Below are 19,785 nucleotides of genomic sequence, written 5' to 3' on the forward strand. Positions count from 1 at the left end.
TCAGGAGCAGCTGCCGGTGTGCGTGCGCGCTACGGTGACGCGGCCCGTGACCGAAAGCGTCAGCGCGCGCTCCTGACCACCGAGCGGCGAGGCACGGCAGATGGTCAGCGAGAGCGGCGTGGCGCCGAAGCCGCTGGGAAGGAAGGTCAGTTCGCGAACCGTCGAGGCGAGCAGATAGCCATCCTTCGCCGCCGGGTAGCTGCGGATCACCGTACTGCCGGCGCGCATTACCCAGCCCTGTTCCCAGCCTGCGGCGTCGTCGCAGTTGCTGCCGTCACTGGAGGTGCATAGCGTGATCGGCGTGTTGCGCTTCATCGCCTCGCTCCGGGCCAGCCGGGCGCTGGCCGCGAACTCGGTGGTGTAGGTGCGCAGCCTGCTGTTAAGCACCATGTTGTCGTAGCCCGGCACGGCGATCGCAGCCAGCACGGCCAGCACGCCGAGTGCCACCATCAGTTCGATCAGGGTGAACGCGGCCTGGCGAACACCCGCGGTGGCCTGCGGCCGAACGCGATACGGCATTTGGCGCTCCTACTGCTCGATATTCCAGAACACCCGCGAGGTCGGCTGCATGACCGATGCGGGATTGATCGGCGGGCTACCCTGCAGCGGCGAGGACGGGTCGGCACCGATGACGAACGGCACGGTGGTGACACCGTCGTCCAGGGTCACCATGCCGGCGACTGGCGAAGGAGGTAGGCCATCGCCGACCACGTCGTGATAGACGCCCTGGCCGGTCAGGTAGTTGACGGTATAGACGCGGGTCTCGCCGAGCCCGGAGCAGACGTTGGCCGACGGCACTCTCGGCTGATGGGTGCTGAAGGTCACATCGCCGAATACCGTGATCGCCGAGGTGACCACCTGCTCGGTGCTGTCGAGCTGCAGGTACCACCCCTTCTTCTGGCCGAGGCTGGTGGTGGTTGGTGCGCTCTGGGTGGTGATGCCCAGCAGCGAGTTCAGGCAGAGCAGGTTCGCGCCACAGTTGAGGCCTTCGCTGGCAAGCCAGCCGGTGTCGTTCGGACGATCACGCAGCATGAAGAAGTAGTTGGTGGTGGCCGCGGCGTCGTCGTAGTCGAGCAGCGGTTTCTCCCGATCACCGGAGCCGAGCAGCAGGACGAAATCGGCGCCATCGGCGACCACGTCCGGGGCGAACATGAACTTGCGATTGGCGGTGCAGGTCCCCGCCGTGCTGCAGCCGAGGGCTGCGATGCGGGTGATGCTCCAGTTTTCCGGCGCTGCTGCGCCCATGGTGATGCGGTAGACGTTGCCGCCCAGATCGGCGAGATAGCCATATAGCGCCAGACCGGCGCTGTTACGCACCAGCGTCACGTCGGAAACGACGCTGCGCTGGGTGTCGAAGGTCTTGAGCAGGGCGCCGCTGTCGGCGTCCAGCACATAGACCTTGTTGCCCTTGGTCGTACTGCTGCAGGCATGTGGATCGGCGTCCTCGCAGGTGTCGTAGCCGCCGCCCATGATCAGCATGGGCGCAGTGCCAGCCCCGTAGCCGCTCGCCTTGAGCAGCTTCGGTGGCGCCCAGGTTTGACCGATGCCGGCGAAGCCCTCGCTGCAGTTGCTGTCGCTGACTGTGCCACTGCTGGTGAAGTTGCTCGGGCAGCCGCGTTTCCACTTCAGTGCCGGCGCGGTCGGGTCAGTTACGTTGAAGGCGTACAGGGCGCGTCCGCCACGACGCATGGTGGCGTAGATCCAGGCGCTGGAGCCGTCCTGGTGGGCCACCACTGGGCCGTCCATGCCGTAGTCCTTGGGCTTGGGCGTGGTGGTTCCGCTGAAGCCAGGGAAGCTGATCGGAATGCTGTTGCCGTACAGCCGTTTGATCTTGCCGTAGAACTCCGGGGGCATGAACGACCAGAGCTCGCTGCCGGCCGCCTGGGTGCCGTATGCGCTGGTGCGGTTGCCGACCACCGCACGCAGCACGCCATCGTTGCCGCCGTAGAAGGTGACGATATCTGGACTGCCGGCGCTGCCGTAGTTGATTGCCACGGGGCGCGAATGCACCACGTCGCCATGCACCGAGGGGCGCATCTCGTTGAGGTTGCCGTCGCCGTCCTCGTCCTGCAGATCCTTGCCACGCGCCCAGTCGATCAGCGCGGTGCGCTCGGCATCATCGGCGGCGCCGAGTTGCGTTGCGGTGATCGCCGAATTGGCGGTGGAGAAGTTGGTGAGCGAGGTGCAGGCGCCGGCTGCACAGGTGAGCATGTTGCGCGTGCTGGAAGCCCGCAGCAGATAGCCCTGACCTCCCTTTTCGACGATGTTGCCATCCGGGGTGTTGGAGCCCGACGAATCCGCCCCGGTCAGGCAGCTGCCGCGGGCGCTGAAGCTCCAGTAGTTGTCGGCGGCGGCCGGCGTCCAGAAGCTGCGCGCGCATTCGGTGATGAAGCCGGTATTGGCGTTGATGGCGCTGACACCGTCGGCATCGAGCAGACGCAGGTCGGCGCCGATGTAGCCCAGCTTGTACTGCTTGAGATTGCCGTGCCAACGCGGAAATCCATCCGCGTCCGGACGGAACATGCCGATGAACACCTGGTTCAGATAGGTGCCCTGGGCGTTCACGCTGACCGGCAGACTCACCGAGGCGAACACACTGTTGGTTGCCTGCACCTCGGAGAAGATTGCATTCAATGCATCGACGATCTGGGTGCCGCTGCTGGTAACGTCGAAGTACTTGCCATCGCTCGCGCGCGCCATGCTCTGCAGCAGCGCAGTCCAGCCGAGCCCCTGGCGGTTGGTGCCGCGGTTGATGTCGATGGTGTAGGTGGTGATCTGCTGGGCGCTTTTCTTCATGAAGCGCGCCCACTCGTCGGCGACGTTGTCCTGCGAGTCGCTGGGGGTGATCGGGATGGCCGTGGTGGAGCCGCCGAGACCGGCCAGCGCGGTGGTCGCCTGAACGATATCGGAGCTGTTGTCCTGCGCCGGGCCGTTGCTGATGTAGATCACGTAGTTCTTGCCGCAGCCGGAGACGATGGGCGAGCGGTAGCTGGTAGCGCCTTTGCTCGCCAGGGCGTTGTTCGGCAAGGCGTAGATGGCATCGGAGGCGGTCGACACGCCGCGGTTGCCGGCAAAGTCGGTCTTGGCCTTGTCGTTACCCGCGTGCGGGGTGGCGCCGGCGAAATACAGGTACGCCTCTTCCATCGCCTTGCTGACCTTGCCGCCGTTGGACTTGTCGCCGAGCTTGTCGAAGCTGGTAACCAGATTCGCCATGGCCGTCTTGTTGGCGGCATCCATCGGCCGCAGGGCCGCGCGCACGTATGCGCCGTCCGGTCCCGAGTTTCCACCGCCGGTCTCGGTGAACATCATGATGCCCAAACGGAACTTGTCCTCCGGCAGGGCGCTGACCACCGAGCGCAGGGCGGCTATCTCGTTGGCGAATGCGTCGTTCCAGTTCGCGGTGTTGTCGAGGATGATCAGCACGTTCGGCGCGCCGGCCGAATCGCTCGGCACGCCGACGAACAGGTCGATATCTTCGGCGTTCGCCGCTTGCGCCAGGCTGACGCTTAGCACCAGCAACATCCGGCTCAGATAGGTTTTCATGCGCTTACCTCGTGAGGCCGACTTCAGGGGCACAGCTGATTCTTGCGGGCGTCGGAAAGCAGCAACCGGATACCGGAACGCACCCTGACCGCTGCGCCAGTGCTGGGGTCTTGAACGCTGGCGAGCAGTTCCCATTCGGTGTTCCAGGTCGAGCTGGACATGCCTTCGAGGGTCAGGCTGCTGGGCGCGACGGCCGTAGCAAGGCTGACCCTGATGCACTGCGGCTGCGCCACGCCGACCTCGTAGTCGTCACTGCCGTCCCGGTTGATGTCGATACCGATAGACTGGGCCGTTGGCGTGGTGCTCGCCATGGACTGGATAACCTGTTCAAGGGCGTTGTCCGCCGCGGCCAATGCCTCGTTGCGCCATTGCTGGTTGCCGACCACGTCCAGGTTGACCCGGCTCAGGGTGAAGGACGACGTCACCAGTACGGTCAGCAGAAGCAGCATGATCAGCGCGGTGATCAGGGCGAAGCCCTGTTGGTGGCGGTGCTTCATGGTGTCTCCCGGCGGGCCGATACGTTGGTCAGACGCACGGTGGTGGAGTAGACGTGACGCTGGAAGGCATCGTTGTATGGGCCGAAGGTCTCGCCACCGACGACGTAGGTCTTGTCTGACTGGTAGCCCGGGGTGGGCTCCAGATTGCGCACCAGCAGATGAACCTCGATCACCACGGTATTGGTCAGGTCCGCCAGGTTGCAGGGGGTACTGGAGGTACAGGTGGTGTCCGGCGCGCCATCGCCGCGGTTGGTCGGCGAGTTGCGGTTCAGCGCACTGGCCCACTGCACGGGCTGGCTGTAGTCGACTGCCGCACCGGTATCGCTGAGGTTGTCGACACCGAAGACGAAGCGCATGGCTTCGATTCCCTCGACCATGGCGACGGCATCCCGCTGGACGAGCGCGCCACCTGCCAGATCGAAGCTGGACTGCATCAACGTAGGGATGCCGTCGCCGGCGCTCACCGCATAGTCGCGCACGTAGTACGCCGTGTTGAGGAAGCGGCGCTTATCGGCCGGGGTCGTGCAGTTGCGCTTGTGCAGAGTGAAGCCGCTGGTATCGAAAACGTAGCGCGGCTCACCTTCGCAGTACGAGGTCTGCCAGTAGAGCTTGCCGTTGCTATCGGCCTCGCAGTTCGCCGCGCCGGTCACGCAATTAGCCACATGGCGCACCAGCAGCACGTCGCTGCCCGCGCGGGGCGAAGGCATCATGCCGGTGCAGTCGCTCGGCACGGCGGCGTAGAGCTGCACCGGCACGCCGAGCAGGCGGGTCTTGTATGGCTCGTCCCAGGCCGAATAAGGCGCGCAGGGTGTCGGGAGCACCGTGGGATAGTCGGCTGGTGCCGAGGTGGCGGTCAGGTCGTCGAAATCCGGCAGGTAGCCATCGAGGAAGCCGGCATGCATGAGGTCGTCGCGCAGCAGACGAATCGCCAGGCGACCGTGCTCCATCTGGCTGTTGGTCTTGGCCAGCTCGCTGTTGCTGCGGCTCATGTTGAGGTACAGGGTCAGGGTGGCGGCGCTGAGAATCAGGGCGAGGGTCATCGCCACCATCAGTTCGATCAGGCCGAAGCCAGCGCTGACGGTACGGCCGCGGCTAGCACTGACTCGTCTCATAGCGGCGCCACCCGCACCAACGTGGTGACGACCCGGCGGCAGCGGTCGCCACTGCACTGACTGCCGCTGGTGCCGTCGAAAGCATCCTTGCCACAGGCGACGCTGGAAGGCGGCGCTGTCAGCGGCAGCAGGCCCTGCCAGGCGACCGTCAGCAGATACTGATTGTTGCCCAGAGCTTCGACACAGCCGCGCCCGCCGATGAGTCCGCCGGCCAGGCCGCTACTGGTGCTTTCGCTAGCGCCTTGCAGCGCAGCGCACCAGGCGGCGGTATCGCGCTGTTGCTGGGTTGCGCTGGAGGTAGGGCAGGTCATGCCTGCACCTAATGGGCTGGACGTACCGGTCACGTAACTGGCCGCTGCGGTGCGATTGGCCGTCATGCGCGCGGCGAGGTCATCAAGAAGCAGCAATGCTTGCGAGCGCTGGTAGGTTTCCATCTCCGATTGCTGCAAGCGCGCCTGCAGTGCCATCACGCCGAGCAGGCCGACGGCAAGGATCACCAGGGTGACCAGCACTTCGATCAGGCTCACGCCGGCCTGGCGGCGGTCTGCGTCAGGCACTCATTCACCACTTGTCGCTGGGCGTCTTGACGCCCTCGTGGTTGAGGGTCAGATCGCCGTCGATGGCCTGGCTGCCGAGAGCCGTGAAGGTGATGAGAAACGATGGCACCGTTCCGCTGCCCACGGTCACGGCGAAGCTGTAGTGCGGGCTCACTTCAGTGGAAAGAGCGAAGCCGCTGGCAGTCAGAGCCGCGGTATCTGCGTAGCTGCGGTTGGCCAGAAGGAACTGCTGCTGGCGATTGGCGATCTCCAACATCTGCGCCTGGGCGGCGGTACGGTTGCTGCGGATGACGTACTGGCGATAGTTCGGCAGCGCAATGGCGGCGAGGATGCCGATGATGACCACGACGATCATGACTTCGATCAGGGTGAAACCACGCGCCTTATACCGAGCCACATTACTTCTCCAAGTGAGGCCGATCACATCGGGAGCGCGAACTCCCCGTCATTACGAGTCGACGAACTATGTCGAATCAGTAATGGCACACAAATATTATTGTGACATCACGGTCAAAGATAGACCGAGCGGTCACAAAGGCCGATATTTTGTGTCGCAGTTCAAAGTTTGGCTGGGGTCGGAGGCGGCTTTTTCGGCCGTGAACGCTGCCGTCAAGCAACGCTCACGCGGGCTGGAAGGGTGCTAGTGCGAGGTGCCTTCGGCGAACTCGATCTTGTTGCCGACGTTGTACTTGCCGGAGGGCTTGTTCATCGGGATGCGTTTGACCTCCTCCAGGGTGTTGGCGTCGTAGACGAGCAGTGCGCCGTCGGTGTCCCAGACGCTGAGCAGGGCGTAGCGGCCGTCGTTGGTGAATTCGACGTGGGCGGCGTTCTTGCCCGGCATCGGGCGCAGGGTGTGAGCGACTTCCAGGGTCTGTTTATCGATCAGGTGCACGGCGTCGTTGTTCGGGCCGAAGAATACGTCGGTCCAGGCGTAGGGCGAGTTGGCCTGGCTGCGCATGAAGAAGCCCGGGCCTTCGGTGGGGATCTCCTTGATCAGCTTCCAGGTTTGCAGATCGAGCACCGAGATCAGCCCCTTGCTGACGTTGGGCGTGGCGAACACCCACTTGCCGTCGCGCTTCCAGTAGATGCCCGAGCCCAGGTGCGGCATGCCCGGCAGCGGGATGTCGGTGACCGCCTTGCCGGTGTCCAGATCGATCACCTGGCCGCCGTGGGCCTTGCGCGAGGTGGCCAGCAGGTGGCGGTAGTCAGGGGTGAAGGAGAAGTCGTCGAGGAAGTCGGCGGCCTCGATGCGCCGCGGTTCGAAGGTCGGCTCGCCGGCGTAGGAGAGCTCCCAGGCCTCTTTCACGTCTTTCAGCGCGACCACGAAGCTGTCGCGCGGTGGTGCGGTGTACACGGCGCTGACCCGCGACGGCGTGCCATCCTGGCCGACCGCGGGGATGTGCTTGACCAGCGACAGGTCGCGCGCATCGAGCAGCACCAGATTGCCCGGCAGGTAGTTGCCCACCAGCACCCAGCGGCCGTCGTTGCTCACTGCCAGGTTGCGCGTGTTCAGCCCGGCGCGGACCTCGGCGATCATGCTCAGGTTGTGCAAGTCGTAGACGCTGACCCAGCCGTCGCGGGAGGCAAAGTAGACGAAGCGGCCATCCGGCGAGAACTTCGGCCCGCCATGCAGGGCGAAGTGCGACTGGAAGTTCGCCAATTCCTCGAAACGATCGCCGTCCAGCACGCGGACGTGGTGATTGCCGGCTTCCACCACGACGAACAGGTTGAGCGGGTCGGCGTCGTGCTGCGGGGTGGTCGGCAGAGTGGCGAGGTCCTTGAGAATGCGGTGGCTGGCGCGGATGTCGGCGTCGTTCCAGGTCGGCGGCACGGCTGAGGGCTGATAGAGGTAATCGACCAGGCCGGCGATCTGCGCTTCGTTCAGCACCTGCGAATAGGCGGCCATCTGGCTTGCCGGGCGGCCGTCACGGATCACCGCTTGGGCTTCGGCCGGCTTGATGCGGCTGAGGCTCTCCGGCAGCAGCGCCGGCCCGGCGCCGCCGAGGCGGTTGACGCCGTGACAGCTCTGGCAATGCGTTTGGTAGAGCGCCTGGGCGTCCGTCGGCGAGGGGGCCGCGACGGCCATGTCGAGGGCGACGAAGGTGGCGGCCGGCAACGCCGCCGCCAGCAGCAGGGCAGGAATCAGTTGCATGAGGCCTCCGCAATCTTGATCGGATCACCTTGCAGATGTGCCGGGTGCTGAACCTGACGATCTGCGAACAGGCCCACCACCCGACCGATCACGGTCAGGGTCGGCGGGGTGAGATGCTGCTGGTCGGCCATGCTCGGCAGCTGGCGCAGCGTGCAGCGCACCACCTGCTGGTTCTCGCGGGTGCCGTTGCCGATCAGCGCGGCGGGGGTATCCACCGGCAGGCCGGCGGCGATCAGGTTGCGCGAGATCTCGCCGAGGCTGGCCAGGCCCATGTAGAACACCAGGGTCTGGCCGCCCTGTGCCAGAGCTTCCCACGGCAGGTGCAGTTCGCCGTTGCTCTGCAGGTGGCCGGTGATGAACTGGCAGGAATGCGCCAGGTCGCGATGGGTCAGCGGGATGCCGGCGTAGGCGCTGCAACCGGCCGCGGCGGTGATGCCTGGCACCACCTGGCAGTCGATGCCGCGCTGCAGAAGGAATTCGAGCTCCTCGGCGCCGCGACCGAAGATGAACGGGTCGCCGCCCTTGAGTCGTACCACGCGCTTGTTCTGCAGGGCCAGGTCGGCCAGCAGCTGGTTGATCTCCGGTTGCGGCAGGCTGTGGTAGCCGCTGGTCTTGCCGACGTAATGGCGACTGCAGGCGGTAGGCAGCAGGGCCATCAGGCTGTCGCTGACCAGGCGGTCGTAGACCACCGCGTCGGCCTGCTGTAGCAGGCTCCAGGCGCGCAAGGTGAGCAGCCCGGGATCGCCCGGACCGGCACCGACCAGAGCGACCTCGCCCGGGGCGAACGCCGCGCTCAGCGAGGCGGGAAGTGTGAGTGGCTGGTCCATGCGGTGCTCCTGAATTCTCATCGGGCTTACGGAGTGCGTTGCTGCGGCGCTTGGTCGGCCGCTTGATCGGTCAGATGGCGATGCTGGGAATGCGCTCGACGGCGGGCAGGCCGATCTCCTCGTCGGAGAGGTAGCAACCCGGGTCCTCGGCCCAGAGATCGCCCTGCGCCCACGCGCGGGTGCGGGTGTTGCCGTTGCAGATCGACAGCCAGCGGCACTCGGCACAACGGCCGCCCACCGCACGCGGATGCTGGCGCAGCTCCTGCAGCAGCGGCACCGGTTCGTTCAGCCAGATGTCGCTGAAGCGCTGCCGGCGCACGTTGCCGACGGTGTGCTGCCACCAGTAGGTGTCCGGGTGCACGTCGCCGATGTTGTCGATGTTGGCGATGCCGCTGCCCGAGGCGTTGCCACCCCAGGCGCGCAGCATGCCTTCCAGGCGCTCGCGATGTTCCGGCAGGCGCTCCTCGACCCATTGCAGCAGCAGGACCGCGTCGGCGTCGTTGTTGCCGCTGACAAAGTCGGTCTCGCGGCCGTGCTGGACGTCGTCCCAGGCCTGCTCGAAGAGCTGGCGCATGGCGTCGCGGGTCATCTGGTGATGGGCGTCGGCCTTGCGGCTGCGCTTGCCGCGGCCGCTGTAGTTGAGGTGCGAGAGGTAGAACTTCTGCACGTCGTGTTCGCGCATCAGCGCCAGCAGGGCCGGCAGCTGCGGGTAATTGTTCTGCGTCAGGGTGGTGCGCAGGCCGACGCGGATGTCGCGCTGGCGGCACAGGTCGATGGCATGCATGGACGCGGCGAAGCTGCCCTTGAGCTGGCGCCACTCGTCGTGCACCGCCTCCAGACCGTCGATGCTGATGCCGACGTAGTCGAACTGCGCGGCGGCGATACGTTCGATGTTGCTCTCGTCGATCAGCGTGCCGTTGGTCGACAGCGCAACGAAGAAGCCCTTGTCGCGAGCGTAATCGGCCAGCTGGAAGATGTCGGCCCGCAGCAGCGGCTCGCCGCCGGAGAGGATCAGCACGCGCACACCGGCTTCGTGCAGATCGTCGATCACCTTCAGCGCCTCGACGGTATCCAGCTCGTCGCGGAACTCGCTGTCGGCGGAGGTGGCGTAGCAGTGCTTGCAGGTCAGGTTGCAACGGCGCAGCAGGTTCCAGATCACCACGGGCGGGCGCGTGCCGCTGACGCTGCGGGCACCGAGCACCTTGGTGGCCGGCCGGGCCAGGGCGCGCAGGTAATGGCTGATTCTCAACATGGTCGGCTCCGCTTCGGCAGCGTGTTACACCGGGCGCGCCGTCTCGCGCGTCCAACTCTTGAGTGGCAGGATCACCGAGCGAGATAGGGCTGACCTTGATCAGAAACAATAAAAGTTGCAGGGCTATTGGTGCCGGGCGGGTAGGCCGTACCGCTGGTCAGAGCAGCGTCAGCAGCACGCCGAGCGCCATCAGCAACGGCCAGCCGAGCAGCAGCAGGCGCCAGGCCGGCGGGGCATGGCGCAGTTCCATGAAGCCATCTGTGATTAGCCAGGCCTTGCCGAATGCGGCCAGCAGAACGCCTGCTGTCAGTGCCAGGGTGGCGCCGGCACTGCCGAGCACGACGGTGGAGACCGAAAGCGCGGCCAGGCCGAGCCAGCAGGCGACCAGCAACTTGGAAGCGGACATGACGACCTCGTCAGTTCAGCACGTAGACCAGTGGGAACAGCAGCACCCAGACCAGATCCACCATGTGCCAGTAGAGCACCCCGGATTCCAGCCCGCTGTGCGCGTCCGTGCGGTAGGCACGGCGCCGGCAACGCTCGGCGAGCCAGCCGAGAATCACCATGCCCAGCAGTACGTGGAGGAAATGAAAGCCGGTGAGAATCCAGTACAGGGTGAAGAAGGTGTTGTGCTCCATCCCCAGGCCGAGCCCGGACAGGTGGCCATACTCGTTGAGCTTGAGCACCACGTAGACGCACGCCGAGGCCAGCGCTGCGAGCAGCAGCAACGCCGCACGACCCTGCCGCGCCTGACGGACCTGTTCCACCGCCAGCGCGGCGAGCAGGCCGGAGGTCAACAGGCTCAGCGTCAGCGCCAGGCCGATGGAGCTGTCCAGTGCCGCGCGGCTTTCGCCGAACAGCTGCGGGTTGAACATCTGGGTGACCGCGAACGCCAGGATGAGGATGGCGAACACCGTCAGCTCGGCGAGGATGAAGAACCACATCGCCAGGTCACCCGGCAGGCGCCGGGACGGCTGGGCGACGCGTTCAGCCGAAGTGGACATCGACCACATCCATCAGCGCGGCAACGGTCTGCGGATCATCTGACAGCGGCTCGGCGAGACAGGCCAGGCAGGCCTGCCGCGGCGTCATGCCGGAGCGGATCATGCGTGCGGTGAAGATCAGCAGGCGGGTCGAGGCGACTTCCTCCAGATCGTGCTGCTCCAGCCGACGCAGTGCCTGGCCAAGCTTGACCACCTGGGCGGCGAGCGCGGCATCGACCTGTGCCTCGTTGGCGACGATGCGCTCTTCCTCGGCGGCTGGCGGATAGTCGAAGCGCATCGCCACGAAGCGCTGGCGGGTGCTGGGCTTCATGCCCTTGAGCAGGTTCTGGTAACCGGGGTTGTAGGACACCACCAGCATGAAGCCCGGCGGCGCCTTCAGCGCCTCGCCGGTGCGCTCGATGAACAGTTCGCGGCGGTCGTCCGCCAGCGGGTGCAGCACCACGGCGGTGTCCTGGCGCGCCTCGACCACCTCGTCCAGGTAGCAGATGCCGCCTTCGCGCACCGCGCGGGTCAGCGGTCCGTCCTGCCACCAGGTGCCCTGGGCACCGATCAGATGGCGGCCGACCAGGTCGGCGGCGGAGAGGTCGTCATGACAGGCCACGGTGTACAGCGGCAGGTTCAGCCGGTGCGCCATGTGCTGCACGAAGCGCGTCTTGCCGCAGCCGGTCGGGCCCTTGATCAGCACCGGCATGCCGTGCTGCCAGGCCTGCTGGAACAACTGCTCCTCGTTGCCCAGTGGTTGATAGAACGGGGCATCCGGTGTGCCAGCGGCGGTTGGGATCTCGAGCGCATTCACAGGCAATACCTCACGGCAGCGGTTGGTTATCTCGATCGCCACGCTACCGATGCGGGTCCGGCCGCTCAAGCAGCCTGCCGGCAAAGCTTGATTGCGATCAAGCCCGCTGCGGATGCGTGGCGGAGCGAGACCCAGCGCAAGGTTTGTCCGCGACAAGGCGTCACGCTCAGGGGGTGAGGAGGGATCTCTTGATTGTCGTCAAGCGGACCCGCAAAGCCGCTCTCATAGGATGCCCGTGCATCAACAACAACTGGATCTGCCGTACCGCCGTCACCTGAGCAGGAAGCGCATCCCGCGTTTCCAGAGGAGAAACAGCATGAAAAAACCACTACTGGCTGGATTCGTCGCCGGCTTCTCGTTACTCGCTCTGGGCATTGCTCAGGCACAGAACAATCCGGAAGACAAAGCCGAGGCTGCCTACAAGGGGCAAGCGTCGGCAGTCGATCCGGCCAGTGCACAGGTCGTGCATTCACCGGGCGCACCGGACCTCACCTCCGCCGAGTTCGAGCACGCCAAGGAAATCTATTTCCAGCGCTGCGCCGGCTGCCATGGCGTGCTGCGCAAGGGCGCGACCGGCAAGCCGCTGACCCCGGACATCACCCAGGAGCGTGGTCAGGCCTATCTGGAAGCGCTGATCACCTATGGCTCGCCTGCCGGGATGCCGAACTGGGGTACATCCAACGCGCTGACCAAGGATCAGATCACGCTGATGGCCAAGTACATTCAGCACACGCCGCCGACGCCGCCGGAGTGGGGCATGGCTGAGATGAAGAACTCCTGGAACGTGCTGGTCAAGCCGGAGGACCGGCCGAAGAAGCAGATGAACAAGCTGAACTTGCCGAACCTGTTCTCCGTTACCCTGCGTGACGACGGCAAGATCGCCCTCGTCGACGGCGACAGCAAGAAGATCGTCAAGACCATCGACACCGGTTACGCGGTGCACATCTCGCGCATGTCCGCTTCCGGTCGTTACCTGCTGGTCATCGGGCGCGACGCCAAGATCGACATGATCGACCTGTGGGGCAAGGAGCCGGTCAAGGTCGCCGAAATCAAGGTCGGCATCGAGGCCCGTTCGGTGGAGACCTCGAAGTTCAAGGGTTACGAGGACAAGTACGTGATCGCCGGCGACTACTGGCCGCCGCAGTACACCATCATGGATGGAGAGACCCTGGAGCCGCTGCAGATCGTGTCCACCCGCGGCATGACCGTCGGTACCCAGGAATACCACCCCGAGCCCCGCGTCGCGGCGATCATTGCCTCCCACGAGCATCCTGAGTTCATCGTCAACGTCAAGGAAACCGGCAAGGTCCTGCTGGTCAACTACGAAGACATCAACAACCTGACCACCACCATGATCGGCACCGCACCGTTCCTGCATGACGGCGGCTGGGACGTCAGCCACCGCTACTTCATGACGGCGGCGAACAACTCCAACAAGGTCGCGGTGATCGACTCGAAAGAGCGCAAGATGGCCGCCCTGGTCGATGTCGGCAAAATCCCGCACCCAGGCCGTGGCGCCAACTTCGTGCATCCGAAGTTCGGACCGGTATGGGCCACCAGTCACCTGGGCGACGAGACCATCTCGCTGATCGGCACCGATCCGCAGAAGCATCCCGAAAACGCCTGGAAAGTGGTCGATACCCTGAAAGGGCAGGGTGGCGGCTCGCTGTTCATCAAGACCCATCCGAAGTCCAAGCACCTTTACCTGGACACCACCTTCCACCCGGATGCCAAGATCAGCCAGTCGGCTGCGGTGTTCGACATCAACAACCTGGCGGCCGGCTACAAGGTGCTGCCGATCGGCGAGTGGGCCGGCCTGAAGGAAGGTGCCAAGCGCGTGGTGCAGCCTGAGTACAACGAGGCGGGCGACGAGGTCTGGTTCTCGGTCTGGAATGGCCAGGAGGAGGAGTCGGCAATCGTCGTGGTCGATGACAAGACCCTAGAACTCAAAACAGTGATCAAGGACAAAAGGTTGATTACCCCAACCGGTAAATTTAACGTCCACAACACTCAGTACGACGTTTACTGAGTCCACCTGGGGGCGGGCCTCAAGATCCGCCCCCGATTAGCCTTGAGGAAGTACTCATGAAGAAAGTTCTGCTCCCGTTGCTCGCCATCGGCGGCGCGCTGGCTCTGCAGCCGGCGTTAGCGCAAGACGGTGAGGCGCTGTTCAAGAGCAAGCCGTGCGCGGCCTGCCACAGCATCGACGCCAAGCTGGTAGGCCCGGCGTTCAAGGAAGTCGCCGCCAAGTACGCAGGGCAGGACGGCGCAGCCGATCTGCTGGCCGGCCACATCAAGAACGGCAGCCAGGGCGTCTGGGGTCCGATCCCCATGCCGCCAAACCCTGTTACCGAAGAAGAAGCCAAGATCCTCGCCGAGTGGGTTCTTAGTCAGAAGTAAGCTGCACCGGAGGACGCCATGACAGTTGCCCGACACGCCGTAACACGTCTGGGGCTGACCCTGGCGTCCTTCCTCCTGATTCCCGTCGCGCTGGCCGCTGCTCCTTCGGCAGAACGCCAGGCCCAGCTCGACAACCTGCTCCTGCAGGATTGCGGCTCCTGCCATGGCCTGCGCATGACCGGTGGGCTCGGCCCGCCACTGACGCGCGCGGCACTGGCCGACAAACCCCGTGAAAGCCTGATCGCCACCGTCACCCACGGGCGGCCCGGCACCGCCATGCCCGGCTGGAAGGCGCTGCTCGACGAGCAGGACATCGCCTGGCTGGTCGACCAACTCCTGCAAGGATATCCAAAGCCATGATTCGCCCGATCCTGCTGTTCGCGGCTGCCGCCATGCTCAGTGCCTGTGCGCAACAACCCCTGCGCGGTACCGGTGACCTCGGCGTGGTGGTCGAGCGCGCCACCGGCAGCCTGCAGATCATCGAGAGCAGCAACCAGAGCCAGCTGGCGCGCGTCGAAGGGCTGGGCGATCTGTCCCATGCCTCGGTGGTCTTCTCCCGTGATCAGCGTTACGCCTATGTGTTCGGGCGCGACGGTGGGCTGACCAAGGTCGACCTGCTGCGCCAGCGCATCGACCGCCGTGTGGTTCAGGGAGGCAACAGCATCGGCGGGGCGATCAGCCAGGATGGCCGGCTGATCGCGGTGGGCAACTACGAGCCGGGCGGCGTCAAGGTATTCGATGCCGAGACCCTTGAGCTGGTCGCCGACATTCCGGCCACGCCGCTGGCCGATGGCAGCCGCAATTCGCGGGTGGTCGGCGTGCTCGACGCCCCTGGCCGACGCTTCATCTACAGCCTGTTCGACACCAACGAGACCTGGCTGCTGGATTTCAGCCAGGGCGATACACCGACCGTCACGCGTTTCGAGAACGTCGGCAAGCAGCCCTACGATGCGCTGCTGACCCCTGATGGCCGCTACTACATCGCCGGCCTGTTCGGCGAGGACGGCATGGCCAAGATCGACCTCTGGCACACCGTCCGTGGTGTCGAGCGGATCATCGACGGTTACGGCCGTGGTCAGGAAAAACTGCCGGTCTACAAGATGCCCCACCTGGAGGGCTGGACGGTGGCCGGCGACCAGACCTTCGTCCCCGCCATCGGCCAGCATCGGGTGCTGGTGATGGATTCGAAGAGCTGGAAGCAGACCGACGCCATCGATGTCGCCGGCCAGCCGGTTTTCGTCATGGCGCGGCCGGATGCGCGGCAGATCTGGGTCAACTTCGCGCACCCGGACAACGGCAAGGTGCAGGTGATCGACAGCGAAACCCACGAGATCATCGCCACCCTGGAGCCCGGTCCGGCCGTGCTGCATATGGAATTCACTGCCCGTGGCGACCAGCTCTGGCTGTCGGTGCGCGACGGCAACGAGGTCCAGGTCTGGGACCCCTACAGCCTGAAGCTGATCAAGCGCCTGCCGGCACAGAGCCCGAGCGGCATCTTCTTCAGCAGCCGCGCTCACGAGACGGGGTTGTGACATGCACATCGACGCTCTCAGTCGCCGCCTGATCGACCGTTTTCAGCACGGCATGCCGCTGTGTGCCGAACCCTACCGCGCCATGGCCGAGGAACTCGGCTGCAGCGAGGACGAGGTGCTGGCCCGCCTCGAACAGCTGCAGGCCGCCGGCGGGCTTTCGCGCGTCGGCCCGGTGTTCGAACACAGCCGAGCCGGCGCCAGCACCCTGGTGGCGCTGGCCGTGCCCGAAGCGCGGCTGGAGCAGGTGGCGGCCCGCATCAATGCCTTCCCCGAGGTCAATCACAACTATCTGCGCGAGCATCGCTACAACCTCTGGTTCGTGCTGACCGGGCCGGACCGTGCGCACATCGACCGAGTGCTCGCCGAGATCGAAGCCGACACCGGACTGGTGCCCCTGGACCTGCCGATGCTCAACGCGTTTCGCATCGATCTGGGCTTTCCCTTGGGAGAACCGTCATGAACGACTGCCTAAACGATTTGCAGGCGATGCAGCTGCGCCGCCTGCTCGAGGCCGGCCTGCCACTGGCGGCAAGGCCCTACCAGCGCCTTGCCGAGCAGATCGGCTGCAGCGAGCGACAGGTGCTCGAACAGGTCGAACAGTGGCAGGAGGCCGGGCTGTTCCGCCGCGTTGGGCTGGTGCTGAAACACCGGGCGCTGGGGTTTCGCGCCAATGCCATGCTGGTGATGGATATTCCCGACGAGCTGGTCGACGCGATCGGCCGCCGCCTGGGCCAGGCTGCCGGGGTCAATCTCTGTTACCAGCGGCCACGGCGCCTGCCACAGTGGCCCTACAACCTGTTCTGCATGGTTCACGGTCGCGAGCGTGAACAGGTCTGCGGACTGATCGAGCGGCTGCTGGCCGAGCACGGTCTGAGCGATGTGCCGCACCAGTTGCTGTTCAGCACGCGGGCCTTCAAACAGTGTGGCGGACGTTTCGCGCCGCCATTGCCGGACGTCGCCAATGGATGACTTCGATCGACTGCTGATCAATCGCCTGCAACACGGCTTGCCGCTGGTCCGCCAGCCATGGGAAGCGCTGGCTACGGAGTTGGGCAGCAGCTCCGAGACGTTGCGGCAGCGGGTCCAGGCATTGCTCGAGGACGGCACCCTGACCCGCTTCGGCCCGATGTTCGATGTCGAGCGCCTCGGTGGCGCCTTCACCCTGGCCGCGCTGGCGGTACCGGAGGCGCGCTTCGACGAGGTTGCCGCGCAGCTCGAGGCGATGCCCGAGGTCGCCCACAACTACCGCCGTGAGCACCAGTGGAACATGTGGTTCGTGCTCGGTTGCGAGACGCCTGCGGGTGTCACCGAAGCCATCGCCCGCATCGAGGCGCAGACCGGCCTGACGGTGCTCAACCTGCCGAAGGAGAAAACCTATCATGTCGGTTTGCACTTCCCGGTCTGACGAAGCGCTGGTGCGTCGGTTGGTCGAGCTGACCGAGGCCGGACTGCCGCTGGTGGCCGACCCCTGGGCCTGGCTCGCTGACGAGCTGGGGCTCGAGGTGGACGACACGCTGGCGCTGCTGCAGCGCCTGCAGGCCGAAGGGGCGATTCGGCGGATCGCCGCGGTGCCCAACCACTACCGCCTGGGTTACCGGCACAACGGCATGACCGTGTGGGATGTCGACGATGCCGAGATCGACCGTCTGGGCGCGCTGATCGGTGCCCAGCCCTTCGTCAGCCACTGCTATCGACGGCCACGCCGCGAGGGTTGGCCTTACAACCTGTTCGCCATGGTGCACGGGCGTGATGCCAGCGACATCGAGGCCTACCGCAACCAGATTCGCGCGCTGCTCGGCAGTGCCTGTCACGCGAACGAGATGCTGGTGTCCAGTCGCATCCTGAAGAAGACCGGCCTGCGCCTGGCCGCTCAGCGCCGCGCCTGAGCCCCCGTCGGCGCTGCCGTTCGCCCTCGCCGGCAGCGCCGGCCAGCGGGTGCACAAGCCCGTTGCACAGCGGCCCGATGCCCGGCGGGCGCGCCTGAAAAGCGCTGGAACCCTTGCCCCGCAAGGGCTTGCGACCTCCCTTCGATCCCCCTGGAAAGCCTGACTGTTGCGTTCGGGTTTTTCTTGATTGCCATCAAGCAGGTTTCGATAGCCCCCTTCTTAAACTGGCCACGCCAAGCCATGAGGAGGCGACCATGTCCGAGACCTTCACCAAAGGGATGGCCAGGAATATTTACTTCGGAGGAAGCGTGTTCTTCTTCCTGGTATTCCTCGGCCTTACCTACCACACAGAGCAGACTTTCCCCGAACGAACCAATGCATCGGAGATGACCGAGGCGGTGGTTCGCGGCAAGGCGGTCTGGGAAAACAACAACTGCATCGGCTGCCACAGCCTGCTGGGTGAAGGCGCCTACTTCGCGCCGGAGCTGGGCAACGTGTTCGTCCGCCGGGGTGGTGAGGAGGCCTTCAAGCCCTTCCTGCACGCCTGGATGAAGGCTCAGCCACTCGGCGCCCCCGGCCGCCGCGCGATGCCGCAATTCAATCTGACCGAGCAGCAAGTTGACGATATGGCGGAGTTCCTCAAGTGGACTTCGAAGATCGACACCAACAACTGGCCGCCAAACAAGGAAGGTTGAGTGATGAACGTCTTTGTTTCCGAATTCACTGGAGGGGCCACGAGATGAGCATTCTCAACCCGCATCTCAAATTCCAATCGCAGGCCGTCGCCAAACCCTACTTCGTGTTTGCGCTGATGCTGTTCGTCGGTCAGATCCTGTTCGGTCTGATCATGGGTCTGCAGTACGTGGTGGGTGACTTCCTGTTCCCGCTGCTGCCGTTCAACGTGGCGCGGATGGTTCACACCAACCTGCTGATCGTCTGGCTGCTGTTCGGCTTCATGGGCGCGGCCTACTACCTCATTCCCGAGGAAGCGGACCGCGAACTGCACAGTCCGAAACTGGCCATCATCCTGTTCTGGGTGTTCGCCGCGGCCGGCGTGCTGACCATTCTCGGTTACCTGTTCGTGCCCTATGCGGGCCTGGCGGAAATGACCAAGAACGAGCTGCTGCCGACCATGGGCCGTGAGTTCCTCGAGCAGCCGACGATCACCAAGATCGGCATCGTGGTGGTCGCCCTGGGCTTCCTCTACAACATCGGCATGACCATGCTCAAGGGTCGCAAGACCGTGGTCAGCACGGTGATGATGACCGGTCTGATCGGCCTCGCGGTGTTCTTCCTGTTCTCCTTCTACAACCCCGAGAACCTGGCGCGCGACAAGTACTACTGGTGGTTCGTCGTGCACCTGTGGGTGGAAGGCGTGTGGGAACTGATCATGGGTTCGATGCTCGCCTTCGTCCTGATCAAGATCACCGGCGTTGACCGCGAAGTGGTCGAGAAGTGGCTCTACGTGATCATCGCCATGGCCTTGATCACCGGCATCATCGGCACCGGCCACCACTTCTTCTGGATCGGCGCACCGACCGTGTGGCTGTGGCTGGGCTCGATCTTCTCCGCTCTGGAACCGCTGCCGTTCTTCGCCATGGTGCTGTTCGCCCTGAACATGGTGAACCGTCGCCGCCGCGAGCATCCGAACAAGGCCGCCTCGCTGTGGGCCATCGGCACCACCGTGACTGCCTTCCTCGGCGCAGGTGTATGGGGCTTCCTGCACACCCTGGCTCCGGTGAACTACTACACCCACGGCTCGCAGATCACTGCCGCGCACGGTCACCTGGCCTTCTACGGCGCCTACGCGATGATCGTCATGACCATGATCAGCTACGCGATGCCGCGTCTGCGTGGCCTGGGTGAAGCGCCGGATGCACGGGCGCAGCGCATCGAGGTCTGGGGCTTCTGGCTGATGACCCTGTCGATGGTCGCCATCACCCTGTTCCTCACCGCCGCTGGCGTGGTGCAGGTCTGGCTGCAGCGGATCCCTGCCGATGGTGCCGCCATGTCCTTCATGGCAACCGCCGACCAGCTGGCCATCTTCTTCTGGCTGCGTCTGGTGGCCGGGGTGATCTTCTTGATCGGTCTGGTCTGCTACCTGTACAGCTTCCGCCAGCGCGGTCGGGTACCGGTCGCAGCAGCGGCAGCCGCCGCGGCCTGAGACGGTTCGCAATGAGCATCGACGGCCCGGCTGGTATTAGCGGGCCGTTTTGCGTTTCAACTG

At 64.9% G+C, this 19,785-nt stretch carries 22 protein-coding genes; 10 read left to right on the top strand and 12 right to left on the bottom strand.

The annotated features are described in order from the left end of the window. From ACX1DW_RS20960 to ACX1DW_RS21015, 12 genes are all read right to left on the bottom strand, one after another. Entirely contained in the window at positions 1-519 is a 519-nt protein-coding gene (locus tag ACX1DW_RS20960; RefSeq protein ID WP_458992319.1) for a GspH/FimT family pseudopilin, read from the bottom strand. Positions 520-528: 9 nt separating this feature from the next. Further along, on the bottom strand, positions 529-3,543 hold the full coding sequence (locus ACX1DW_RS20965) for a pilus assembly protein (protein ID WP_458992320.1): 3,015 nt from the start codon (positions 3,541-3,543) through the stop codon (positions 529-531). 23 nt (positions 3,544-3,566) lie between these two features. Then, positions 3,567-4,040 carry a PilX N-terminal domain-containing pilus assembly protein gene (locus ACX1DW_RS20970; RefSeq protein WP_063542077.1) on the bottom strand — a complete coding sequence of 158 codons (474 nt, stop codon included), beginning with the start codon at positions 4,038-4,040 and terminating at the stop codon, positions 3,567-3,569. Next, a complete protein-coding gene (locus ACX1DW_RS20975; protein ID WP_458992321.1) occupies positions 4,037-5,152 on the bottom strand; it encodes a PilW family protein in 1,116 nt (371 codons plus the stop codon). Before ACX1DW_RS20975 ends, ACX1DW_RS20970 begins: the two co-directional genes overlap by 4 nt. Further along, the gene (gene pilV, locus ACX1DW_RS20980; protein ID WP_231098841.1) at positions 5,149-5,709 is read right to left on the bottom strand and encodes a type IV pilus modification protein PilV; all 561 of its coding nucleotides are present in this window, start codon (positions 5,707-5,709) and stop codon (positions 5,149-5,151) included. Before pilV ends, ACX1DW_RS20975 begins: the two co-directional genes overlap by 4 nt. 4 nt (positions 5,710-5,713) lie before the next feature. Further along, the gene (locus ACX1DW_RS20985) at positions 5,714-6,106 is read right to left on the bottom strand and encodes a type IV pilin protein (protein WP_458992322.1); all 393 of its coding nucleotides are present in this window, start codon (positions 6,104-6,106) and stop codon (positions 5,714-5,716) included. Between the two features lie 243 nt (positions 6,107-6,349). Then, positions 6,350-7,861 (bottom strand): cytochrome D1 domain-containing protein, encoded by a 1,512-nt coding sequence (locus ACX1DW_RS20990; RefSeq protein WP_458992323.1) that lies wholly within the window; start codon positions 7,859-7,861, stop codon positions 6,350-6,352. Beyond that, positions 7,852-8,688 (bottom strand): uroporphyrinogen-III C-methyltransferase, encoded by an 837-nt coding sequence (cobA, locus tag ACX1DW_RS20995; RefSeq protein WP_458992324.1) that lies wholly within the window; start codon positions 8,686-8,688, stop codon positions 7,852-7,854. The genes ACX1DW_RS20990 and cobA overlap by 10 nt, the downstream gene beginning before the upstream one ends. Positions 8,689-8,758: 70 nt before the next feature. After that, entirely contained in the window at positions 8,759-9,940 is a 1,182-nt protein-coding gene (gene nirJ / locus ACX1DW_RS21000) for a heme d1 biosynthesis radical SAM protein NirJ (protein ID WP_110775954.1), read from the bottom strand. Between the two features lie 157 nt (positions 9,941-10,097). Next, a complete protein-coding gene (locus ACX1DW_RS21005; protein ID WP_049340502.1) occupies positions 10,098-10,346 on the bottom strand; it encodes a cytochrome C oxidase subunit IV family protein in 249 nt (82 codons plus the stop codon). A gap of 10 nt (positions 10,347-10,356) precedes the next feature. Then, positions 10,357-10,944: a cytochrome c oxidase subunit 3 gene (locus ACX1DW_RS21010; protein WP_049340505.1), complete on the bottom strand. Its 588-nt coding sequence runs from the start codon at positions 10,942-10,944 to the stop codon at positions 10,357-10,359. Beyond that, positions 10,928-11,740, bottom strand: a complete 813-nt coding sequence (locus ACX1DW_RS21015) for a CbbQ/NirQ/NorQ/GpvN family protein (RefSeq protein ID WP_041771999.1) — start codon at positions 11,738-11,740, stop codon at positions 10,928-10,930. The genes ACX1DW_RS21010 and ACX1DW_RS21015 overlap by 17 nt, the downstream gene beginning before the upstream one ends. Positions 11,741-12,056: 316 nt before the next feature. Between ACX1DW_RS21015 and ACX1DW_RS21020 the strand changes: the two genes are divergently transcribed. The 10 genes from ACX1DW_RS21020 to ACX1DW_RS21065 all read left to right on the top strand — a co-directional run bounded on the left by ACX1DW_RS21020 (position 12,057) and on the right by ACX1DW_RS21065 (position 19,722). Beyond that, complete coding sequence (locus tag ACX1DW_RS21020; protein WP_110775955.1) at positions 12,057-13,769, top strand: nitrite reductase; 1,713 nt, start codon at positions 12,057-12,059, stop codon at positions 13,767-13,769. Between the two features lie 56 nt (positions 13,770-13,825). After that, positions 13,826-14,140 carry a c-type cytochrome gene (locus ACX1DW_RS21025; RefSeq protein WP_110775956.1) on the top strand — a complete coding sequence of 105 codons (315 nt, stop codon included), beginning with the start codon at positions 13,826-13,828 and terminating at the stop codon, positions 14,138-14,140. Positions 14,141-14,158: 18 nt separating this feature from the next. Continuing rightward, positions 14,159-14,500: a c-type cytochrome gene (locus ACX1DW_RS21030; protein WP_102838618.1), complete on the top strand. Its 342-nt coding sequence runs from the start codon at positions 14,159-14,161 to the stop codon at positions 14,498-14,500. Then, complete coding sequence (locus ACX1DW_RS21035) at positions 14,497-15,672, top strand: cytochrome D1 domain-containing protein (protein ID WP_102838617.1); 1,176 nt, start codon at positions 14,497-14,499, stop codon at positions 15,670-15,672. The genes ACX1DW_RS21030 and ACX1DW_RS21035 overlap by 4 nt, the downstream gene beginning before the upstream one ends. A gap of 1 nt (position 15,673) precedes the next feature. Continuing rightward, on the top strand, positions 15,674-16,132 hold the full coding sequence (locus tag ACX1DW_RS21040; RefSeq protein ID WP_110775957.1) for an AsnC family transcriptional regulator: 459 nt from the start codon (positions 15,674-15,676) through the stop codon (positions 16,130-16,132). Continuing rightward, positions 16,129-16,641 (top strand): siroheme decarboxylase subunit beta, encoded by a 513-nt coding sequence (gene ahbB, locus ACX1DW_RS21045; RefSeq protein ID WP_110775958.1) that lies wholly within the window; start codon positions 16,129-16,131, stop codon positions 16,639-16,641. The genes ACX1DW_RS21040 and ahbB (ACX1DW_RS21045) overlap by 4 nt, the downstream gene beginning before the upstream one ends. Further along, positions 16,634-17,077 (top strand): Lrp/AsnC family transcriptional regulator, encoded by a 444-nt coding sequence (locus ACX1DW_RS21050; RefSeq protein ID WP_003293325.1) that lies wholly within the window; start codon positions 16,634-16,636, stop codon positions 17,075-17,077. Before ahbB (ACX1DW_RS21045) ends, ACX1DW_RS21050 begins: the two co-directional genes overlap by 8 nt. Continuing rightward, on the top strand, positions 17,052-17,558 hold the full coding sequence (gene ahbB, locus ACX1DW_RS21055) for a siroheme decarboxylase subunit beta (RefSeq protein WP_110775959.1): 507 nt from the start codon (positions 17,052-17,054) through the stop codon (positions 17,556-17,558). The genes ACX1DW_RS21050 and ahbB (ACX1DW_RS21055) overlap by 26 nt, the downstream gene beginning before the upstream one ends. Positions 17,559-17,812: 254 nt before the next feature. Then, the gene (locus ACX1DW_RS21060) at positions 17,813-18,253 is read left to right on the top strand and encodes a c-type cytochrome (protein ID WP_011914545.1); all 441 of its coding nucleotides are present in this window, start codon (positions 17,813-17,815) and stop codon (positions 18,251-18,253) included. A gap of 44 nt (positions 18,254-18,297) precedes the next feature. Continuing rightward, on the top strand, positions 18,298-19,722 hold the full coding sequence (locus ACX1DW_RS21065) for a cbb3-type cytochrome c oxidase subunit I (RefSeq protein WP_003293321.1): 1,425 nt from the start codon (positions 18,298-18,300) through the stop codon (positions 19,720-19,722). Positions 19,723-19,785: the final 63 nt, after the last annotated feature.

The sequence above is a fragment of the Stutzerimonas sp. KH-1 genome, assembly GCF_054483855.1.